General features: G+C 69.1%; 14 protein-coding genes. 7 read left to right on the top strand and 7 right to left on the bottom strand.

Features of this window, described 5'->3' with window-relative positions:
- Positions 1-2: 2 nt before the first annotated feature.
- Positions 3-3,887: a transglutaminase family protein gene (locus NVU01S_RS12535; protein ID WP_043677593.1), complete on the bottom strand. Its 3,885-nt coding sequence runs from the start codon at positions 3,885-3,887 to the stop codon at positions 3-5.
- 172 nt (positions 3,888-4,059) lie between these two features.
- Between NVU01S_RS12535 and NVU01S_RS12530 the strand changes: the two genes are divergently transcribed.
- A complete protein-coding gene (locus NVU01S_RS12530; RefSeq protein ID WP_043677595.1) occupies positions 4,060-4,266 on the top strand; it encodes a hypothetical protein in 207 nt (68 codons plus the stop codon).
- A 21-nt stretch (positions 4,267-4,287) separates the two neighbouring features.
- Positions 4,288-4,932 (top strand): hypothetical protein, encoded by a 645-nt coding sequence (locus NVU01S_RS12525; protein WP_043677599.1) that lies wholly within the window; start codon positions 4,288-4,290, stop codon positions 4,930-4,932.
- Here the strand turns inward: NVU01S_RS12525 and NVU01S_RS12520 are convergent, their stop codons facing one another.
- The 3 genes from NVU01S_RS12520 to NVU01S_RS12510 all read right to left on the bottom strand — a co-directional run bounded on the left by NVU01S_RS12520 (position 4,933) and on the right by NVU01S_RS12510 (position 6,622).
- Complete coding sequence (locus tag NVU01S_RS12520) at positions 4,933-5,550, bottom strand: LysE family translocator (protein WP_043677601.1); 618 nt, start codon at positions 5,548-5,550, stop codon at positions 4,933-4,935.
- Between the two features lie 92 nt (positions 5,551-5,642).
- On the bottom strand, positions 5,643-6,251 hold the full coding sequence (recR, locus tag NVU01S_RS12515) for a recombination mediator RecR (RefSeq protein WP_014981114.1): 609 nt from the start codon (positions 6,249-6,251) through the stop codon (positions 5,643-5,645).
- A 41-nt stretch (positions 6,252-6,292) separates the two neighbouring features.
- A complete protein-coding gene (locus NVU01S_RS12510; RefSeq protein WP_014981113.1) occupies positions 6,293-6,622 on the bottom strand; it encodes a YbaB/EbfC family nucleoid-associated protein in 330 nt (109 codons plus the stop codon).
- A gap of 160 nt (positions 6,623-6,782) precedes the next feature.
- On the opposite strand from NVU01S_RS12510, the gene NVU01S_RS12505 reads away from it, so the two are divergent.
- Genes NVU01S_RS12505 through NVU01S_RS12495 form a run of 3 tightly spaced genes read left to right on the top strand, consistent with a single transcriptional unit; the run spans position 6,783 to position 8,625 of the window.
- Positions 6,783-7,385 (top strand): hypothetical protein, encoded by a 603-nt coding sequence (locus NVU01S_RS12505; protein ID WP_244467425.1) that lies wholly within the window; start codon positions 6,783-6,785, stop codon positions 7,383-7,385.
- 57 nt (positions 7,386-7,442) lie between these two features.
- Positions 7,443-8,258 (top strand): MerR family transcriptional regulator, encoded by an 816-nt coding sequence (locus NVU01S_RS12500; protein ID WP_043677607.1) that lies wholly within the window; start codon positions 7,443-7,445, stop codon positions 8,256-8,258.
- A gap of 16 nt (positions 8,259-8,274) precedes the next feature.
- Positions 8,275-8,625 carry a VOC family protein gene (locus NVU01S_RS12495; protein WP_043677609.1) on the top strand — a complete coding sequence of 117 codons (351 nt, stop codon included), beginning with the start codon at positions 8,275-8,277 and terminating at the stop codon, positions 8,623-8,625.
- Positions 8,626-8,707: 82 nt separating this feature from the next.
- Here NVU01S_RS12495 and NVU01S_RS12490 read toward each other — a convergent pair whose 3' ends face one another.
- The gene (locus NVU01S_RS12490; RefSeq protein WP_029894671.1) at positions 8,708-9,142 is read right to left on the bottom strand and encodes an SRPBCC family protein; all 435 of its coding nucleotides are present in this window, start codon (positions 9,140-9,142) and stop codon (positions 8,708-8,710) included.
- Positions 9,143-9,349: 207 nt separating this feature from the next.
- On the opposite strand from NVU01S_RS12490, the gene NVU01S_RS12485 reads away from it, so the two are divergent.
- Together NVU01S_RS12485 and NVU01S_RS12480 are read left to right on the top strand one after the other, a co-directional pair.
- Positions 9,350-10,792, top strand: coding sequence for an FAD-binding oxidoreductase (locus NVU01S_RS12485; protein WP_052281075.1), 1,443 nt, complete (start codon positions 9,350-9,352; stop codon positions 10,790-10,792).
- Complete coding sequence (locus NVU01S_RS12480) at positions 10,789-12,105, top strand: class I SAM-dependent methyltransferase (RefSeq protein WP_043677612.1); 1,317 nt, start codon at positions 10,789-10,791, stop codon at positions 12,103-12,105. Before NVU01S_RS12485 ends, NVU01S_RS12480 begins: the two co-directional genes overlap by 4 nt.
- A 57-nt stretch (positions 12,106-12,162) precedes the next feature.
- On the opposite strand, the gene NVU01S_RS12475 is transcribed toward NVU01S_RS12480, so the two are convergent.
- Both NVU01S_RS12475 and NVU01S_RS12470 read right to left on the bottom strand, forming a co-directional pair.
- Positions 12,163-15,720 (bottom strand): serine/threonine-protein kinase, encoded by a 3,558-nt coding sequence (locus NVU01S_RS12475; RefSeq protein WP_043677614.1) that lies wholly within the window; start codon positions 15,718-15,720, stop codon positions 12,163-12,165.
- A gap of 362 nt (positions 15,721-16,082) precedes the next feature.
- Positions 16,083-17,204: an esterase-like activity of phytase family protein gene (locus tag NVU01S_RS12470; protein WP_043677650.1), complete on the bottom strand. Its 1,122-nt coding sequence runs from the start codon at positions 17,202-17,204 to the stop codon at positions 16,083-16,085.
- Positions 17,205-17,320: the final 116 nt, after the last annotated feature.

The raw sequence follows: 17,320 nt of genomic DNA, 5'->3' as shown, positions 1-17,320 counted from the left end.
GCCTATCGGTCGCCGACCATGCCCCAGACGGTCCGCGCGCGGCGCAGATCGAGCACGCCCGCCACGCCGCCGTCCAGCGACTGTGCTGCCATTTTCGCACGTAGTTCCCCGGGATCCACGCGTGCCGTGGTGTGCCCCGCCGCCTCGAAGCGCCGGTTGCGGCGCGATTGCGCGGCCACCGCGTTGACCGGAGGCTCGGCGTAGGCCATGCCGCCCGGGTGCGCCACGTGATAGGTGCAGCCACCGCGCGAGAGCCCGGTCTCGGCATCGATCAGGTCGAAGACCAGCGGCACGTCGACGGTGATCGACGGATGCAGCGAATTCGGTGGCTGCCACGCCCGATACCGCACCCCCGCCACCTGCACCCCGGCCTTGTCGGTGGCCAGCAGCGGGATCGGCATGCCGTTGCAGGTCACCACGAACCGCTCGCGATCCGCGCCGACCACCCGCACCTGCAGCCGCTCCACCGACGAGTCGACGTATCGCGCGGTGCCCGCCGCGGTGGCCTGTTCGCCGAGGGTGTGCCACGGTTCGATGGCGCCGCGCAGTTCCAGTTCGACGTCGCCGAGCACGACCGTGCCGATGCGCGGAAAACGGAACTCGGTGAACGGATCCAGCCAGCTGACATCGAAATCGACACCGTGTGCACGCAGGTCGGCGGCCACCTCGGCGATATCGGCGAGCACGAAATGCGGCAGCAGGTACCGGCCGTGCAGATTCGCGCCGTGCCGAATCAGCGGTGCGCGCAACGGTTCGGCCCAGAATCGCGCCACCAGCCCGCGGACCAGCAGCGACTGCACCATCGCCATCTGACAGTGCGGCGGCATCTCGAAACCGCGCAGTTCCACCAAACCCATTCTGCCCCTGGCAGTTTCGGGACTGTAGAGCTTGTCGATGCAGAACTCGGCGCGGTGGGTGTTGCCGGTGAGATCGGTGAGCAGGTGCCGCAGCGCACGGTCGACATGCCAGGGCGCGTGGCACCGCTCGCCGGATCGCGTGAGCCGGGCGATCTCGGCGAACGCGATCTCCAATTCGTACAGCGCCTCCGCGCGGCCTTCGTCCACCCGGGGCGCCTGCGAGGTCGGCCCCACGAAACGACCGGCGAACAGATACGACAGCGCGGGATGACGCTGCCAGTACGTCAGCATCGACACCAGCAGGTCCGGCCTGCGCAGCAGCGGCGAGCGGGCGGGCGTCGCGCCGCCCAGCGTGATGTGGTTACCGCCGCCCGTGCCCCCGTGCGTGCCGTCGACCTCGAACGATTCGGTGCTCAACCGGGCCAGCCGGGCCTGCTCGTACAGCGTCGACAGCAGCTCGGACTGCTCGGCGAAGGAGACCGTCGGCTGCACGTTGACCTCGATCACGCCCGGATCCGGCGTCACCGAGAGCGTGCGCAGCCTGGGATCCGCGGGCGGCGGGTAGCCCTCGAGCACCACCGGACGGTCGAGCGCGACCACGGCGGCTTCCACGCGGCGGATCAGATCGAGGAAATCGTCGAGTTGTTCGGTGGGCGGCAGAAATACGTGCAGCCTTCCGTTGCGCACCTCACCCACCAGGGCGGTGGTCGGTTCCCACTCGGCGGACTGCACCACCGCGGGCGGCTCGGCGGGCGCCGGTGCCCGCGGCCCGACGAACAGCGGGTCGGCGTCGGGGCGCGGGCGCGGCGGATGCCAGGACACCGAGTCGAGCGGCAGGCGCAGTCCGGCCGGAGAATCCCCGTCCGTCAACACGATTCGCCCCGCGGGCTGCTCCGCGCACATCCCGCGGCGCAACCGCCAGTCGGCGCTCGCCCAGCCCGCGCCGTCGTCGCGCCGGTACAGCGACAGCACGTAGGCGGCCGGCTCGGTGACCGCGGCGTCGAGCCGCGCGAGCAGCTCCGCCCGGGCCCGCACCGAATCGTCGGCGGGATCGATATCGTCCGGCGGTGCAACCGGAACACCTTGCGGCGCACGGGCTTTCCCGGCCAATCGGAGCAGCGGATCCTCGTACGCCGGACGGACCTGGGCGTCCGGCAGACCGAGACCCGTGGCGACGTGCGCGATCACCGCCCGTGCCGCATCCGGCCGCGCCGGACCGTACGCACGCGGCCGCAATACCGCCTGCGCATTGGCCGGCTGCACCGCCGACACCTGCGCCCCAGCAGCCCCGCCCCCTCCGGGCTCGGCGGACGCCACCGACGCCGCAGACGTTGTGGGGGCCGCAGACGTTGTGGACGGCGCGGCTGCCCCGGACGATGTGGGGGCCACGGAGGCCGCAGGGGCCACGGAGTCCTCGGACGCCACGGACGATGTGGGGGCCTCGGACGCCACGGACGCCACGGACGCCACGGACGATGTGGGGACCGCGGGGACCGCGGACGATGTGGGGGCCGCGGATGTCGCGGTCGCCGCGGGGGCCACGGACGTCACGGGAGCCATGGACGTCACGGGGGCAACGGACGACAGTGCGGCATCGTCGCCGCGACGTTGCGTGCCCGCTGCCGTGCCGCCATCGCCGCTCACCGAAACACTCGACAGCTCAACATCATTCGCCAATGCGATGGCCCCCGTGCCGGAGGCCGAGGCACCACCGGGGGCGGGCGCGTCCGGCTGCGGCCACGCGGTGCCGACCGGCGTCCACGGGTCGGCGAGCAGGTCTTGGCGCGTCCACAGCGGCGTCTCGTCGGCCCGCCAAACCACCGCGATCTCCCAGCGCGGCAACGGTTCTCCCGGATACCACTTGCCCTGCCGGTACTGGGTCAAGCCGGTCGGCGCGTAGATCCGCCGCAACCGGTCGGCGAGGTCGACCGCGCGTTCGCGCTTGTGCGCGCCGTCGGCCTCGGTGGTCCATTCGGGCGCGGTCTGGTCGTCGATGGAGACGAAGGTCGGTTCGCCGCCGACGGTCAGGCCCACGTCGGCGGCGGCCATCCGCGCGTCCAGCGCGGCACCCGACTTTCGGATCCGCTCCCACTGAGAGCTGGTGTAGGGCAAGGTGACCCGCGGATCCTCGTGGATGCGCCGGACGGTGTTGCTGAAGTCCATGGTGGCGCCGGTGGGCCCGGTCGCGCCGGTGATCGGCGCGGCCGACACGGGATGCGGCGTCGCCGCCAGCGGAATGTGCCCCTCACCGGCGAACAGGCCCGAGGTCGGATCGAGCCCGACCCAGCCCGCCCCGGGCAGGTACACCTCGGTCCAGGCGTGCAGATCGGTGAAATCGGCCCGCGGCCCCGACGGGCCGTCCAGCGACGGCACGTCCTGGGCCAGCTGCACCAGATAGCCGGACACGAACCGTGCCGCGAGCCCCAGCTCGCGCAGGATCGACACCAGCAGCCAGGCCGAGTCACGACACGACCCGAGCCCGGCCCGCAATGTCTGTCCAGGCGTCTGCACGCCCGGCTCCATCCGGACGGTGTAGCCGACGTCGTGCCGTAGGGCCTGGTTGACCGACACCAGGAAGTCGATGGTGCGTGGCCGCGCGGTGCTGGTGTGCGCGGCCACCCAGTCGCGCACCGGCGCACCGGGCCCCGACCCCGGCTCCGCCTCGTCCACCGGCCGCAGGTACGGCTCCAGATCCGCGAGCAGGTCCGCGCCGTAGCGGAACGGGAAATGCTCGGCGTAGTCCTCGATGAAGAAGTCGAACGGGTTGATCACCTCGAGGTCGGCGATCAGCCCGACGGTCACCGACAGTTCCCGCGCGGGCTCCGGAAAGACCAGCCGCGCAAGGAAATTGCCGAAGGCGTCCTGTTGCCAATTACAGAAATGCCCGGCCGGCGTCACCCGCATCGAGTAGGCTTCGATCTTGGTGCGGGAGTGCGGTGCCGGGCGCAGGCGCACCACGTGCGGATGTACCTCGACCAGCCGGTCGAAGGTGTAGACGGTCCGGTGTTCGAGCGACACCTTGATGCCCATGCAGCAAGTTCACCACACCCGGCCGCGGCATGGACGTGGAGTTCGGCGAGAGTCGCCGCACCGAGGCCGCCGCGCGACACACGGCGCCGACGTCCCCCGCCGCGCGGCTCGGGAGTGCTACACACGAAATGACGGACCGATCTCAGCCCTTCGTCCCCGCTGCGAGGTAGCAATGCGCGAGCTGGACTGTTCATGCTGCGAATCCGCGATCGACCACTGCCACGGCACCCTCGTCGTGCACTCCACCAGGCGCACCGAATGCACCGAAGCGGGCTGCGTCGATCTCGACTACGCCCGGCACACCTTCGTCGTCGACTGCGGCGACGTCGCGGGCGGCTGTCCCTGCGCGGAGCCCGACGTAGCCCGTCGCCGCGCCTGAGCAGACCCGTACCCTATTCGGGTGAGCTATGACCACGTGTTGTTGCCGTCCGGTGTCGCGTCATCGATCCCCGAGGTCGACGCTTACCTGAGCACCCAGCAGGGAGCGCAGGAGTCGGAGGTGGTCGCGCAGATCGCGACCGAGCTGAACAAACGCAACGACGAACTGCCCGCGGACGACAGCTTCCTCAGCAGCGCCCCGGTCGGCGGCGCCGCCACCGGTGCGGCGTTGCAGGTGTCGTGCCCCTACGACGCGATCGGCTTCGTGCGCCAGTTGCTCTTCTCGGTCGCGACCCCGCTGGACTACGCGGTCTACGATCCGCAGCTGGCCTGGCTCATCGACCCGGCCGGGCACGTGCCGGCCACGGTCACCCACGGCGGCGCGGGCGAGTTCCCCTATTTGACGAAAACCCTGGCCGACCAATGGGTTTCCGAGCTGGCCCCGCCGAACCCCTACCTGGTGGTGGAGCGCGACGACCAGGTCTACATGCAGACCTACCGGGAGAAGACCGGTGCGTTCACCCTCGAATACCGGGACGGTTCGGCCGAGAAGCACTTCGGCACCACGGTGCTCGACGCCGCCACCGTCTCGGCCCTGATCTGGGACTGGGCCACCGACAATCGCGACCGCATGCAGACCCTGCCTTGGTCGCGCGTGGAGCTCTGACTACTGGTTCTGCACCGCGAGTCGGCCCGCCAGCGCGAGAAAGGAAGCGCCGAACACGCGTCGCATCCAGGTGACCACCACCGGGCGGGTGATGACGTGGTTGCGCAGCGCGGCCGCGCACACGCCGTAGATCGCGAACACGACGAACGTGGCGAGCATGAACACCGCGCTCAGTTCGAGCATGCGCGCCAGCGCGTTCGGTGAACCGCTCGGCACGAACTGCGGCAGGAACGCGAAGGCGAACAGGGTCAGCTTGGGGTTGAGGAGGTTGAGCAGCACAGCCGACACGATCACCTTGCGCGCCGACTGCTTGGTCTGCTCGGGCTCGTCGGGCACGGCGAGCGCGCCCTTGTCGCGGAACGTGCTCCACGCCATGTAGATCAGGTACGCGACACCGAAATACTTCAAGGTCTGGAAGGCCATCGCGCTCGTGTTGAGCAGCGCGGCCAGGCCGGTGATCGCCGCGAGCAGATGCGGGACGGTACCGAGCGTGCAACCGAACGCCGCGACCAGGCTGGCCCGCGTGCCCCGGGAGAGCCCGGCCGCGAGGGTGTACAGCGCGCCGGTACCCGGGGTGACCACGATGACGAACGTGGTCAGCAGGAATTCGATGCTCATTTCCGACACAGTAACCCGCGCCACAGCGAGCGCAACCCCCGGTGATTCGGGGCTGGCCCCGCCGGTCACGGGCTGAATCGGCCCGCTGCGGGCTAGAGCGCGCGGCGTCCCGACAATGCGCGCCCGAGGGTCAGCTCGTCCGCGAATTCCAGGTCGCCGCCCATCGGCAGACCCGAGGCCAGCCTGGTCACGCTGAGCCCGGGGAAGTCGCGCAGCATGCGCACCAGGTAGGTGGCCGTCGCCTCGCCCTCGGTGTTCGGGTCGGTCGCGATGATCACCTCGCTGACGTCCACGCCGTCCTGCTGGTTTCCGATGCGCGCCAGCAGTTCCCGGATGCGCAGCTGGTCGGGCCCGATGCCGCTGAGCGGGTCGAGCGCACCGCCGAGCACGTGGTATCGCCCACGGAACTCCCGGGTGCGCTCGATGGCCTGCACGTCTTTCGGCTCCTCGACCACACAGATCATGGTGCGGTCGCGCCGCGGGTCGGCGCAGATGCGGCACAGTTCGCCGTCGGAGACGGTGCCGCAGGACACGCAGAACTGCACGCCGTCGCGCACCTTCTGCAGGGCAGCCTGTAGCCGGTCGATCTCCGGTGGCTCCACCTGCAACAGATGAAAAGCGATGCGCTGCGCGCTCTTCGGACCGACACCGGGCAGCTTGCCCAGCTCATCGATCAGATCCTGAACCGGACCCTCGTACAACGGCTACGTCCTCTTCGCCTCTGCGGCGCTCGTGGTGGTGGTCAGAAGTTCGGCAAGCCCGGCATGCCGCCGCCCGAGAGCGGGCCCAGGCGCTCGGCCGCGAGCTGCTGAGCCGTGGCCATCGCGTTGTTCACCGCGCCGATCACCAAGTCCTGCAGCGTATCCACGTCCTCGGGATCCACCGCCTTCGGATCGATGGTGAGCGCGACGATCTCACCGGTCGCCTTGACGGTCACCTTGACCAGCCCGTTGCCGGCCTGACCTTCCACTTCGGCCTCGGCGAGCTCGGCCTGGGCTTCCATCACTGCCTGCTGCATCTGCTGCGCCTGGGCGAGTAGCTGCTGCATGTCGAACTGACCACCGGGCTGCACGGCATGTCCTCTCTGAAGAAAGTGTCACTGATCAGCCTAGTCCCTGGGCGCGCGGCGCCGACGGGAGCCGCCCGCGGCGCATGACAGGTAACAGGTTGGGTAGTTCCAGCTAAACCGGATCAAGATCGACCTAACATCGGAGGCAGGTCGGGAGACCGGTATGGCAGTTCTGGAGATAGCTATGCACGCGATCCGAGCACGTTTCCTGAGCACGCTGGTGCTCTCGCTGGGTGTTCCCGGCATCTTCCTCGGCGTCGGTGGCCCGGTGGCTGCCGCCGATCCGGGTGTCACCGAGGCGGCCGCCGACTACGGCGGCGGCTGCGTCCTCTACCCGGACAATCGGGCCGCCACCATCGACGCCCTGCGCTTCCGCTGCGGGCCCGAGCAGCAGGACGCGATCTTCCGGGACGCGCCACGCGGGGCGGTGCCGACGGGCGTGAAAGACGGCTGGGTCACCAGACCGCCCTCGATCCAAGGCATTTCGTCCGCGTTCTGGATCGGCAAGATCTTCTACACCGGCCCGGACGGCGGCACCCTGACCAACCGCGTCACCGGCGCCGGTTACGAGGCCTGGCCCGCGTACGTGTACACCGCGCCTGCCCTGCTGGACGGCAACCCGACCTGGGCCCTGGACTACGCGCCCGCCCCCACCCCGCAGGTCTACGACGAGATCCGCGAGGTCACCCCCGGCGTCTGGTTCGGCTACTCGTGGTGGCGCGGCGGGGTCCAGACCACCATGCTGCTCACTTTCGTGCTGACCTGACCGGCCCGATCCGGAAAAGTTTGACTCTCCCCCCGCTGGAGGGTGTTCGCTGAAGGCATGACAGCGACCGTCTCCATCGGGGAGTTCGCCCGGCTGACGTACCTGACCGTGAAGACGCTGCGGTACTACCACGACATCGAACTGCTGGCGCCCGTCTCGATCGACGTCGGCTCCGGGTACCGGCGCTATTCCACCGATCAGGTGCCTCAGGCGCATCTGATCCGCAGGCTGCGCCAGCTCGACATGCCGCTGCCCGAGATCAAGGCGGTGCTCGCCGCGGCCGACGAGGACGCCCGCAACGCCGCGCTGCGCGCCCACCTCGCACGGATGGAAGCCGAACTGGCCCGCACCCGTGACGTGGTGGCGTCGCTGCGTTCGCTGCTGACTCCCGGCGCACCGCTCGCGGTCGAATATCGCTCGGAATCCGCGTTCGCGGCCCTCGCCGTCGCGGAGGTGGTCACCCGGACCGGCATCGGCCCGTGGTGCGAAGCGTCGTTCACGTTGCTGCACCGGACATTGGGAGCGGCCGGGCTCGCGCCGGACGGTGTGGACGGAGCGACGTATTCGACGGAGTTCTTCGCGAACGACGTCGGCGAGGTGGTCGCCTTCGTTCCGATTCCCGCGGACGCCGAGATCGCACTGCCCGAACGGGTCTCGCGCATCGAGCTACCGGCGCGCCGGTTCGCCGTGGCCCGGCACGACGGGCCGTTCGACGATTTCGACCGCACCTACGGCGCGCTCGGCAGCCACGTCGCCGAACACGACGAGTCGCTCGACGAGCCGATCCGTGAGCGCTACCTGGTCTGCCCGGAGAGCACCGACGATCCCGACACCTATCGCACCGAAGTCTGCTGGCCGATCGGCCTGCTCTGAGAAAGTGGAGAAACCCATGACACTGTCGCTCGCGAGCGTCACCATCGACTGCACCGACGCCGCGGCTCTCGCCGGGTTCTGGTCCGAACTGCTGGCGGTCCCGGTCGACGACGAGGCCTCGGCCGAGTTCGCCACCGTCGGCCGCGCCGCGGGCCACGCGCCGATGCTGATGTTCCTGCGGGTTCCGGACAAGACGCCGGGCAAGAACGTGATCCACCTCGATCTGCTCGCCGAGGACTGGAAACAGCACGTCGAACGCGCGATCGGCCTCGGCGCCGAGCACATCGGCGATTTCGACGAGTACGGCCAGCAGTGGAGCACCCTGGCCGATCCGGAAGGCAACCTCTTCGACATCGGGGCGAAGTAGACCCAGACGACGAACCGAGCCCGGCACCTCGCGGTGCCGGGCTCGGTTCGTCTGTGCCGGTACGTTCGTCGGTGCCGGTACCTCAGGCGAGTTCCTTCTGCAGGTTGCCGAGCACCTCGGCCTGGATCTTCTTCAGGCCCAGCGGCGCGAAGATCCCCTCGAAGATGCCCTTGACCCCGCCCGCGCCCTGCCAGGTGGTGCGCTGGGTGACCTGCGAGCCGGTGCCGTCCGGGGTCACCGTCCAGGTGGTGACCAGGGTGGAGTTCGAATCACGCTCGGTGACAATCGAATCGGACACCGTCACGACGGCGTGCACATTGCGCGAACGCTTCTCGGTGGCCTGCAGCGTCCACTCGGCCACGGTGCCCGCGCCCTTGCCGCCCTCGACCACCTTGTAATCGCGGTAGTGCGCGGACAGAATGCGCGGCCGCACCGTCTCGTAGTCCGCGATGGCTTCGAGGGTGCGCTGCGGGTCCGCCGCAACGGCGATCGAACTGCTGGCGCTGACCTGTCCCACAATGAGCTCCTTGTCCGGGTACGGTAACTCGACCGGTGTACATCCTGCCCTGTAGCGGCCGCCACGCCGTATACCGGTGCAGCCGTGTGGCGAACTTCTCTACCCGGGCCGATATTCCGGTTCGCAACATATGCGTGACATTTCTCCCCGGACCCCGCCCTCGCGGTGGTCTGACAATGCGGTGCGTACTAGCGTCGAGGGGTGGCAGTGAGTCTGTTGGGCAAGGCCGGACGCGCGCCGGTCGCACGCGAATCCGGGTTTACCGCGCACCACGCTGGGGTCGAGCGACTCTTGGCGAGTTATCGCGCTATTCCCCGGAACGCAAATGTCCGTTTAGCGAAGAAAACCTCCAATCTCTTCCGAGCCAGAGCCAAGAACCCCGCGCCGGGGCTCGACGTCTCCGGCCTCACCGGGGTCATCGCGGTCGACCCGATCGCGAAGACCGCGGACGTGGCCGGCATGACCACCTACGAGGACCTGGTCGCGGCGACCCTGCCCTACGGCCTCGCGCCGTTCGTGGTGCCGCAGCTCAAGACGATCACCCTGGGCGGGGCGGTGACCGGCCTCGGCATCGAGTCGACCTCGTTCCGCAACGGCCTGCCGCACGAGTCCGTGCTGGAGATGGACATCCTGACCGGCACGGGCGAGATCATCACCGCCACGCCGGACAACGAGCACGCGGATCTGTTCCGCGGCTTCCCCAACTCCTACGGCACCCTGGGCTATTCGGTCCGGCTGAAGATCGAGCTGGAGACCGTGCAGCCCTTCGTGGCCATCCGGCACCTGCGCTTTCACGACCTGCGTGAACTCGAGCGCACGCTCGCCGACATCGTCATCGCACGGTCCTACGACGGCGAGCGTGTGGACTACCTCGACGGGGTCGTCTTCACCGCCGACGAGAGCTACCTGACGCTGGGCCGGCAGACCGACGAGCCCGGCCCGGTCAGCGACTACACCGATATGGACATCTACTACCGGTCCATCCAGCACGACGACGCCGCGCCCAAACGCGACCGGCTGACCATCCACGACTACCTGTGGCGCTGGGACACCGACTGGTTCTGGTGCTCACGCGCCTTCGGCACGCAGAACCCGAAGATCCGCCGGTTCTGGCCGAAACGCTACCGGCGCAGCAGCTTCTACTGGAAGCTCATCGCACTGGACCACAAATACGACATCGCCGACAAGCTCGAGGCGCGCAAGGGCAACCCGCCGCGCGAGCGGGTGGTGCAGGACATCGAGGTGCCGGTGGAGCGCACCGCCGACTTCGTCGATTGGTTCCTGCGCGAGATCCCGATCGAGCCGATCTGGCTGTGCCCGCTGCGCCTGCGCGACACCGGCGACACCTCCGGCCGCACGGAACGCACCTGGCCGCTGTACCCGCTGGAGCCGAACCGGACCTACGTCAACGCCGGATTCTGGTCGGCCGTGCCCACCGTCCCCGGCGCGCCGGAGGGGGCGGCCAACCGGGCGATCGAGCGCACCGTGACCGACTTCGACGGACATAAGTCGCTGTACTCGGATTCCTATTACGACAAAGATGAGTTCGCGGCGCTGTACGGCGGCAATACCTACACCGAACTGAAAAAACGCTACGACCCGGACCAGCGGCTGCTGGATTTGTATTCGAAGGCGGTGCAACGCAAATGACGACATTCAAGGACCGTTCTGACGTCTTAGCCGATCTCGGGACCAAACTCAGCATTGCCGAGATCTTCGAGACGCTGATCGAGGGCGAAGTCCCGATCCGGCTGACCGCCTACGACGGCAGCACGACCGGCCCGGCGGACTCCAAGTACCAACTCGACATCAAGACGCCGCGCGGCATCAACTACCTGGCGACCGCGCCCGGCGATCTCGGCATGGCGCGCGCCTACATCGCGGGCGACATGACCGCCGAGGGCGTGCACCCCGGCGACCCGTACGACATCCTGAAGGCGATGGACAGCCTGAAGTTCCGGCGTCCGTCGGCGCTGGCGCTGCTCGCCATCGCCCGCTCGCTCGGCTGGGAACGGCTCAAGCCGATCGCGCCGCCGCCGCAGGAGACGCTGCCGCGCTGGCGCCGGATCGCCCTGGAAGGCCTGCGGCACTCGAAGACTCGCGACGCCGAGGCCATCCACCACCACTACGACGTCTCGAACACCTTCTACGAGTACGTGCTCGGCCCCTCGATGACCTACACCTGTGCGTGTTACGAGAACGAGGAGCAGACCCTCGAGCAGGCGCAGGAGAACAAGTACCGCCTGGTCTTCGACAAGCTGCGGCTGAAGGAAGGCGACCGGCTGCTCGACATCGGCTGCGGCTGGGGCGGCATGGTGCGCTACGCGGCCAAGCGCGGGGTCAAGGTGATCGGCGCGACGCTGTCGGCCGAGCAGGCCGAATGGGCCCAGGCCAAGATCGCCGAGCAGGGCCTGTCCGAGCTGGCCGAGGTGCGGCACTCCGACTATCGCGACATCCCGGAGTCCGGCTTCGACGCCGTGTCCTCGATCGGCCTCACCGAGCACATCGGTGTGCACAACTACCCGTACTACTTCGAGTTCATCCAGGGCAAGCTGCGCGACGGCGGCCTGTTCCTGAACCACTGCATCACCCGGCCGGACAACACCAGGACCACCAAGGCGGGCGACTTCATCGACCGCTACGTGTTCCCCGACGGCGAACTGATCGGTTCCGGCCGGATCATCTCCGAGATCCAGAACGTCGGACTCGAGGTGCTGCACGAGGAGAACCTGCGCGAGCACTACGCGCTCACCCTGCACGAATGGTGCAAGAACCTGGTGCAGAACTGGGATGCCTGCGTCGCCGAGGTCGGCGAGGGCACCGCCAAGGTGTGGGGCCTGTACATGGCCGGTTGCCGGCTCGGCTTCCAGCGCAACGTGGTTCAGCTGCACCAGGTGCTCGGCGTCAAGCTCCCGCCGGACGGCACCTGGACCGTGCCCCTGCGGCCCTGGTGGACAGCGTAAGCGCGACGAAACCCTCGCTGACCCGAAGTTCGGCGTCCCGCAGTTGAATTGCCCGCCCTAGTCCAGGAGTTCGTCCAGGAACCGGGCGGGCAGTTCTATGTCGCCGGTGTGCGCTGCGGCGGAGGGCATTTCGGCGCGCAGCACGCGCAGGATGGACACGACACCGGGGCCCGCGTCGAGCAATGGCCTGGTCCAGCCCAGTTCGGCGCAGGTCGCGGCCGCGGGCAGGAGCAGGCCGGTGGCCTCGCCCACCCAGCCGGCGGCGGCGAGACATTCGGCGAGCAACAGCGCCGCGTCCAATTCCGCACGCGGGCGGTGCTTGTCGACCATGCGGGCATACAGGGCGCGTGCTCGCCGCACCGAGCGATCGTCCGAGCCGAGGCTGCCCTCGGCCAGCAGCGTACGGATGGCCGCGATCTCCTCGGCCTCGGCGGCGAGCACGGCGGCACCGGTCATCCGGTGGCCCGGATGCAGCGCTCCCGCCGGTGCTTGCGCGGACTGGCCGTCGCGTTCCAGCGCGAGTCCGAGGCGGACCCGTTCGGCGCGGATATGCGCGCCGAGCCGGGTCAGCCGGTTGTCGGCGGCGATCCGCGCGCCCTCGTCGAGCCGGGCCGCGGCCGTGAACAGGTCGCCCAGTACCGCTTTCACCCGCGCACCGACCACGAAGGTCGCGATGAGGAAATCCACTGGGCCGACTCGGGCGACCAGCTGGTGGCTTTCGTCGAGCAGCTGGTCGGCGACGTCCAGATCGCCGCGGCGGTAGTTCAATTCACCGAGCAGCGCCGCCGCGACCCGCACCGCGTGCGAGCGCGGACCCGAACGCGCCTTCGCGACCTCCCACGCCTCCTGGAAACACTGTGCCGCCGTGGGAATGTCGAGCTGCTCGTAGGCGGCCGCGCCGCGCCCGCACAGCCCGAACACCGCACCGAGCGGATCCTTGGACCGCGCATGATATTCCGCCGCCCAGTCCTGGATGGACCGCGCGCCGTCGAAGTCGAACTCGCACAACCGCACGAACGAGGTCAGATTCGCCGCGGTCGACACGGTCCAGGCGGGCAGGTCCGCCGGACTCTGCAGGCAGTCCGCAACCCGATCGAGCACACCTTCGGTCCGGTCCCTGGCGATCTGATCGGCGGCGCCGAGCACAGCGGCCTGGCAGCGCTGCTGTTTGACGTCCTCGTCGGTGGCCGCGCCCCGCGCGAGCAGATTCGACAACCGGCCCAGCGCCGTCCGCGCCGCACCGGACTGCTGCAGATTCACATTCGCCCGCGCCACCGCCATCAAGAGCTTGGACCGCGACGCCACCTGCTGCATCGGCAGTTTCGAGACCGTGCCGAGCAGCGTGGCCAGCCGGGACCGGTCGATGAGGTCCATACCGCCGACCTCGAGCAGGTCCAGCGCCATCTTGAGATCGGTGGCCGCCAGCGCGTGATCCACCGATTTACGCAGCAGCTGGTGTTCGGCGTACCAGCGGGAGGCCTTGCGGTGCAGGGTTTTCGACTTCCCCGGCTGCGCGCGCTCCAAGCGGGCCCGCAGATGCTCGGCGAACAGCGGCTGCATCCGGAACCATTCCGGGTCGTGCTCGATCCGGCGCAGGAACAGTTCCCGCTGCTCGGCCTGGATGAGCAGCTGTTCGGCGTCCTCGTCCGCCGACAGCGCCGAAGCCAGTGAACCGCACACCCGCTCGGTCACCGCGATCGACATCAGGAAGTCGAGCATCCTGGGTTCCAGTGTGTCCAAGACGTTTTCGGCGAGATACTCGCGAATGCCGTGATTACCCCCGGACAGTTGCGCGAGCAGCTGCACCGGATCGGTCTTGCCCCGTAGGGACAAGCTGACCAGCTGGATGGCGGCGGGCCAGCCGTCGGTGGTCCGGTGGATCTCCGACACCTGAGTGTCGGTGAGCGCGAAACCGTGCCGCTGCACCAGGATCTCCCGGGTCTCCGCCACGGTCAGGCGCAGTGCGGCGGAACCGATTTCGACCAGTTCGTCGTGCACCCGCATCCGGCTGGTGGGCAGGCCGGACTGCTCCCTGCTGGTCACCAAGAAGCGCAGATGGTGACAACCGTTGTCCAGCAGCGCGTCCATCGCCCGGTGCGCGCCCGCGTCGGTGACCCGGTGCCAGTCGTCGACCACCACGACCAGGGTGCTGCCGCTCGCGTGGATCTCGTCGATCAGCGTGGAAATCACGAAAGCGGCTGCGTCGGCGGGTCTTTCCTCCAGCACCTGATCCAAGCCGTTGCCGATATCCGGGCGCACCCGGCGGATCGCCTGGATCAGGTGCGCGAGAAACCAGATCTCGTTGTCGTCACCGTGGTCGACCCCGAGCCAGGCGACCGGGATACCGCGCTCGGTCAGGTCGGTACGCCACTGCGCGGCCACCGTGCTCTTGCCGAACCCGGCGGGCGCGTGGATCACGGCCAGCCTGCGCCGGCCGCCGGCCCGCAGCACATCCAGCAGGCGCGGGCGCGGCACCGGCTCCCGAGCCGGGGTCGGCGGCCGGAACTTCGTGGCGGCCGTGGGCGGGAGGGTCGCTCCCGTACCCGCCTGCCGTCCACTGCCGGTGTGCTGAGACACCGCGGGCCGCAACGTCAACGGCCAACTGCGCCGGGCGGTCACCGCGGGGCGCGACGACGAGGTCTCCGCCGGACGATCGATCGGCTCGGGCGCGGCGACGGTTTCCAGCAACGCCATCTCGTCGGGCATGTGGTCGTGATCGCGCTGCACCGAACGCAACAGCTGGCCGAAGTCGTAGGCCGTCGTGGGGCGATCGGCGGGATCGGTCGCCATCGCGTGCTGGATCACCTCGGCCACGTCGGCGGGAATATCGTGCTCGCGCAGATCGGGCACCGGCTGGGTGGTGATCCGCAGGAACTGCGCGACCACCTTCTCCCCCGCCTGCCGCTCGAACGCCGCATGACCGGTGAGCAGCGCGAACAGGGTGGCGCCCAGGCCGTAGACGTCGGAGCGGATGGTCGGATCGTCGCCCTTGAGCACCTCCGGCGCGGTGAACGCGGGCGAGCCCGTGATCATGCTGCTGGAGGTCTGGAAACCGCCGGGGATGCGGGCGATCCCGAAATCGGTCAGCTGCGGTTCGCCGTAACCGCTGAGCAGCACGTTCGCCGGTTTGACGTCGCGGTGCAGGATCTGAGCCCGGTGCGCGCTCTCGATCGCGCCCGCGAGCTTCACCCCGGCCCGCAGCGAATCGGCCCAGGTGAGCGGGCCCTGATCGCGGATGACCTGCTCCAGTGAGCCACGGGTGCAGTACGGCATCACGATGAACGGCAAACCGCTGGGCGTGACGTCGACCTGCAAAATATCGACGATGTTCGGATGGCCGGACAGTCGGCCCATGGCCTGTTCCTCGCGCAGGAAGCGCTCGCGGCTTTCCACCTCGATCTCCGAGGAGAGCACCTTCACCGCGACGACGCGCTCGAGCGCCCGCTGCACACAGCGGTACACCACGCCGAATCCACCCCGGCCGATCTCCTTCGCATCGGAGAGCCCCATCGCCTCCAGCTCGTCGGCGATGCCGAGCAGCGGGTGGCGCTGGGTGTCCGAGTCGGCGGGGGTCGAGTCGGGACCGACCTCGTCCGAACGCGTCCGTGGATTCATGTGACCACCTCGAACTCACATCGAATCGGCGTCACCGGCGACCAACTGGCGCGCCGACCGCGGACAGCACGAGAAACCCCGCGATGTCCGATATGTCTGCGCATACTCCAACGTAGCGCGGCCCGGCATCGGTCGGCAGAAGTTTCGAATCCGCATGATTTCCACCACCACCCTCCGGATAATTCTGCCCAGGTCAGTGCCACGCGGCGGGGACTCGCCTCCGATGCGCACAGAAACGAGAGCCGCTCCATTACATTCTGACGCCTGGCGTGGGCGAAACGCGGCGATCCGCTACCGACCGGCGGCGTCGGCTCGGCACGCTGGACAGCGGCCGGGGCACGCGGAGGCTACCGGCGCGGCCCCTAGCGCACGGCGAGGGCGATCAACTGGGTGATCTGGTTCGCTGCGAAGTTGTTGTCGCTCACCAGAACCAGGGTGCGCTCGCCCGAGGGTAGACGCGGCCCCCAGGTCATGCCCTCGACATTGTCGATGGCGGGCAACCCGACGTCGGCCAGGTCGACCAGCAGCCGCTTGGTCACCGGGCGGGCATTGCCGATCGGGGCGTCGAGCACGTTGGTCGCGCCGCCCAGATCGGCCTCGTAGATCCGGATCTTGTTGCCGACCCCGACCACGAAGGCCCGTTCGAGCACCAGGATCTTCGACGGATCGTAGGGATCGGCCGCGAGGATCGACGCGATGCCGTTACCGCCCTGGCCGGGCGTCGGCCGGGACTCGGCGAACACCGGCTCGAGCGGGTACACGTACTGGGCCAGCAGCGCACCGGTCCTGGCCTGCACGGTCAGGCGGGCGGGCGCGCCCGCGGTGGTCGTCGGCTCCGGGCCGTCCTGCAGCAGCGGGGCCTCCACCGAGGTCACGAACAGCGCGCCACCGGCGGCGAAGGTCGCGCCCTCCAGCACGCTGTTCTGGCGCGGACCCGAATTCGGTTGCATCCGTTCGTTGTCCGGGATCGGCAGCTCGCCCGCGAAGGCGCCGTCGGGCCGGGACACGCGCACCGAGGGGTCGGCGAGCACGGTGGCGGTACGCTCCCCCTCCTGCGTCCAGAAGTAGTTGCCGGTCCACGGATCGACCCGGATCTCCTCCGGATCCACCGACTTCGGACCGTACGGCGCGCCGTTCGCGGCCAGCAGCGGGTGGGTGCCGGTGAAGCTCACCGGGCCGAGACCGTCGGGACCGACGGCGAAGCGGGCGGTGTAGCAGCGCGCCGAGTTCCGCTCTGAGCGGTCGTCGCTGATCAGCACGTAATCGCCGGTGCGCGAGTCGAAGTCGATCCCGGACAAACCACCGACCGCGGTGCCCTGGAAAACCAGGTCGTTCGGTACCACCTGCGCGCCGAGCAGCCGCACCGCCCCCGCGCCGGGCCCGGCCTCCGCCTCGGGTACCGCCCGCGCGGCAGGTACCGCGCCGAGCGCCACCGCCAGCGCCGCGATCACCAACGTCTGCCCGCGCACTACCCGTCGTCCCATCCGCATCACGCTAATCACCGCACGGTACCGGCGGGTGAACACCGCATAAACCGGCGAATTCCGTTATCCCGGTGGTCTTTCCGTCGCCGATTTGCGGTGCACCGGGCGGTGCGGAC

The organism is Nocardia vulneris (genome assembly GCF_001613425.1).
Classification (GTDB): Bacteria; Actinomycetota; Actinomycetes; order Mycobacteriales; family Mycobacteriaceae; genus Nocardia; species Nocardia vulneris.
The sequence above is the reverse complement of the archived record's forward strand: the minus strand, read 5'-3'. Positions and strand labels throughout refer to the sequence as shown.

What these genes read in the sequence shown, in the direction of transcription:
- NVU01S_RS12535 (WP_043677593.1), bottom strand. Translation starts at nt 3,887, where the DNA reads ATGGGCATCAAGGTGTCGCTCGAACACCGGACCGTCTACACCTTCGAC.
- NVU01S_RS12530 (WP_043677595.1), top strand. Translation starts at nt 4,060, where the DNA reads ATGCGCGAGCTGGACTGTTCATGCTGCGAATCCGCGATCGACCACTGC.
- NVU01S_RS12520 (WP_043677601.1), bottom strand. Translation starts at nt 5,550, where the DNA reads ATGAGCATCGAATTCCTGCTGACCACGTTCGTCATCGTGGTCACCCCG.
- NVU01S_RS12505 (WP_244467425.1), top strand. Translation starts at nt 6,783, where the DNA reads ATGGCAGTTCTGGAGATAGCTATGCACGCGATCCGAGCACGTTTCCTG.
- NVU01S_RS12500 (WP_043677607.1), top strand. Translation starts at nt 7,443, where the DNA reads ATGACAGCGACCGTCTCCATCGGGGAGTTCGCCCGGCTGACGTACCTG.
- NVU01S_RS12495 (WP_043677609.1), top strand. Translation starts at nt 8,275, where the DNA reads ATGACACTGTCGCTCGCGAGCGTCACCATCGACTGCACCGACGCCGCG.
- NVU01S_RS12480 (WP_043677612.1), top strand. Translation starts at nt 10,789, where the DNA reads ATGACGACATTCAAGGACCGTTCTGACGTCTTAGCCGATCTCGGGACC.
- NVU01S_RS12475 (WP_043677614.1), bottom strand. Translation starts at nt 15,720, where the DNA reads ATGAATCCACGGACGCGTTCGGACGAGGTCGGTCCCGACTCGACCCCC.
- NVU01S_RS12470 (WP_043677650.1), bottom strand. Translation starts at nt 17,204, where the DNA reads ATGGGACGACGGGTAGTGCGCGGGCAGACGTTGGTGATCGCGGCGCTG.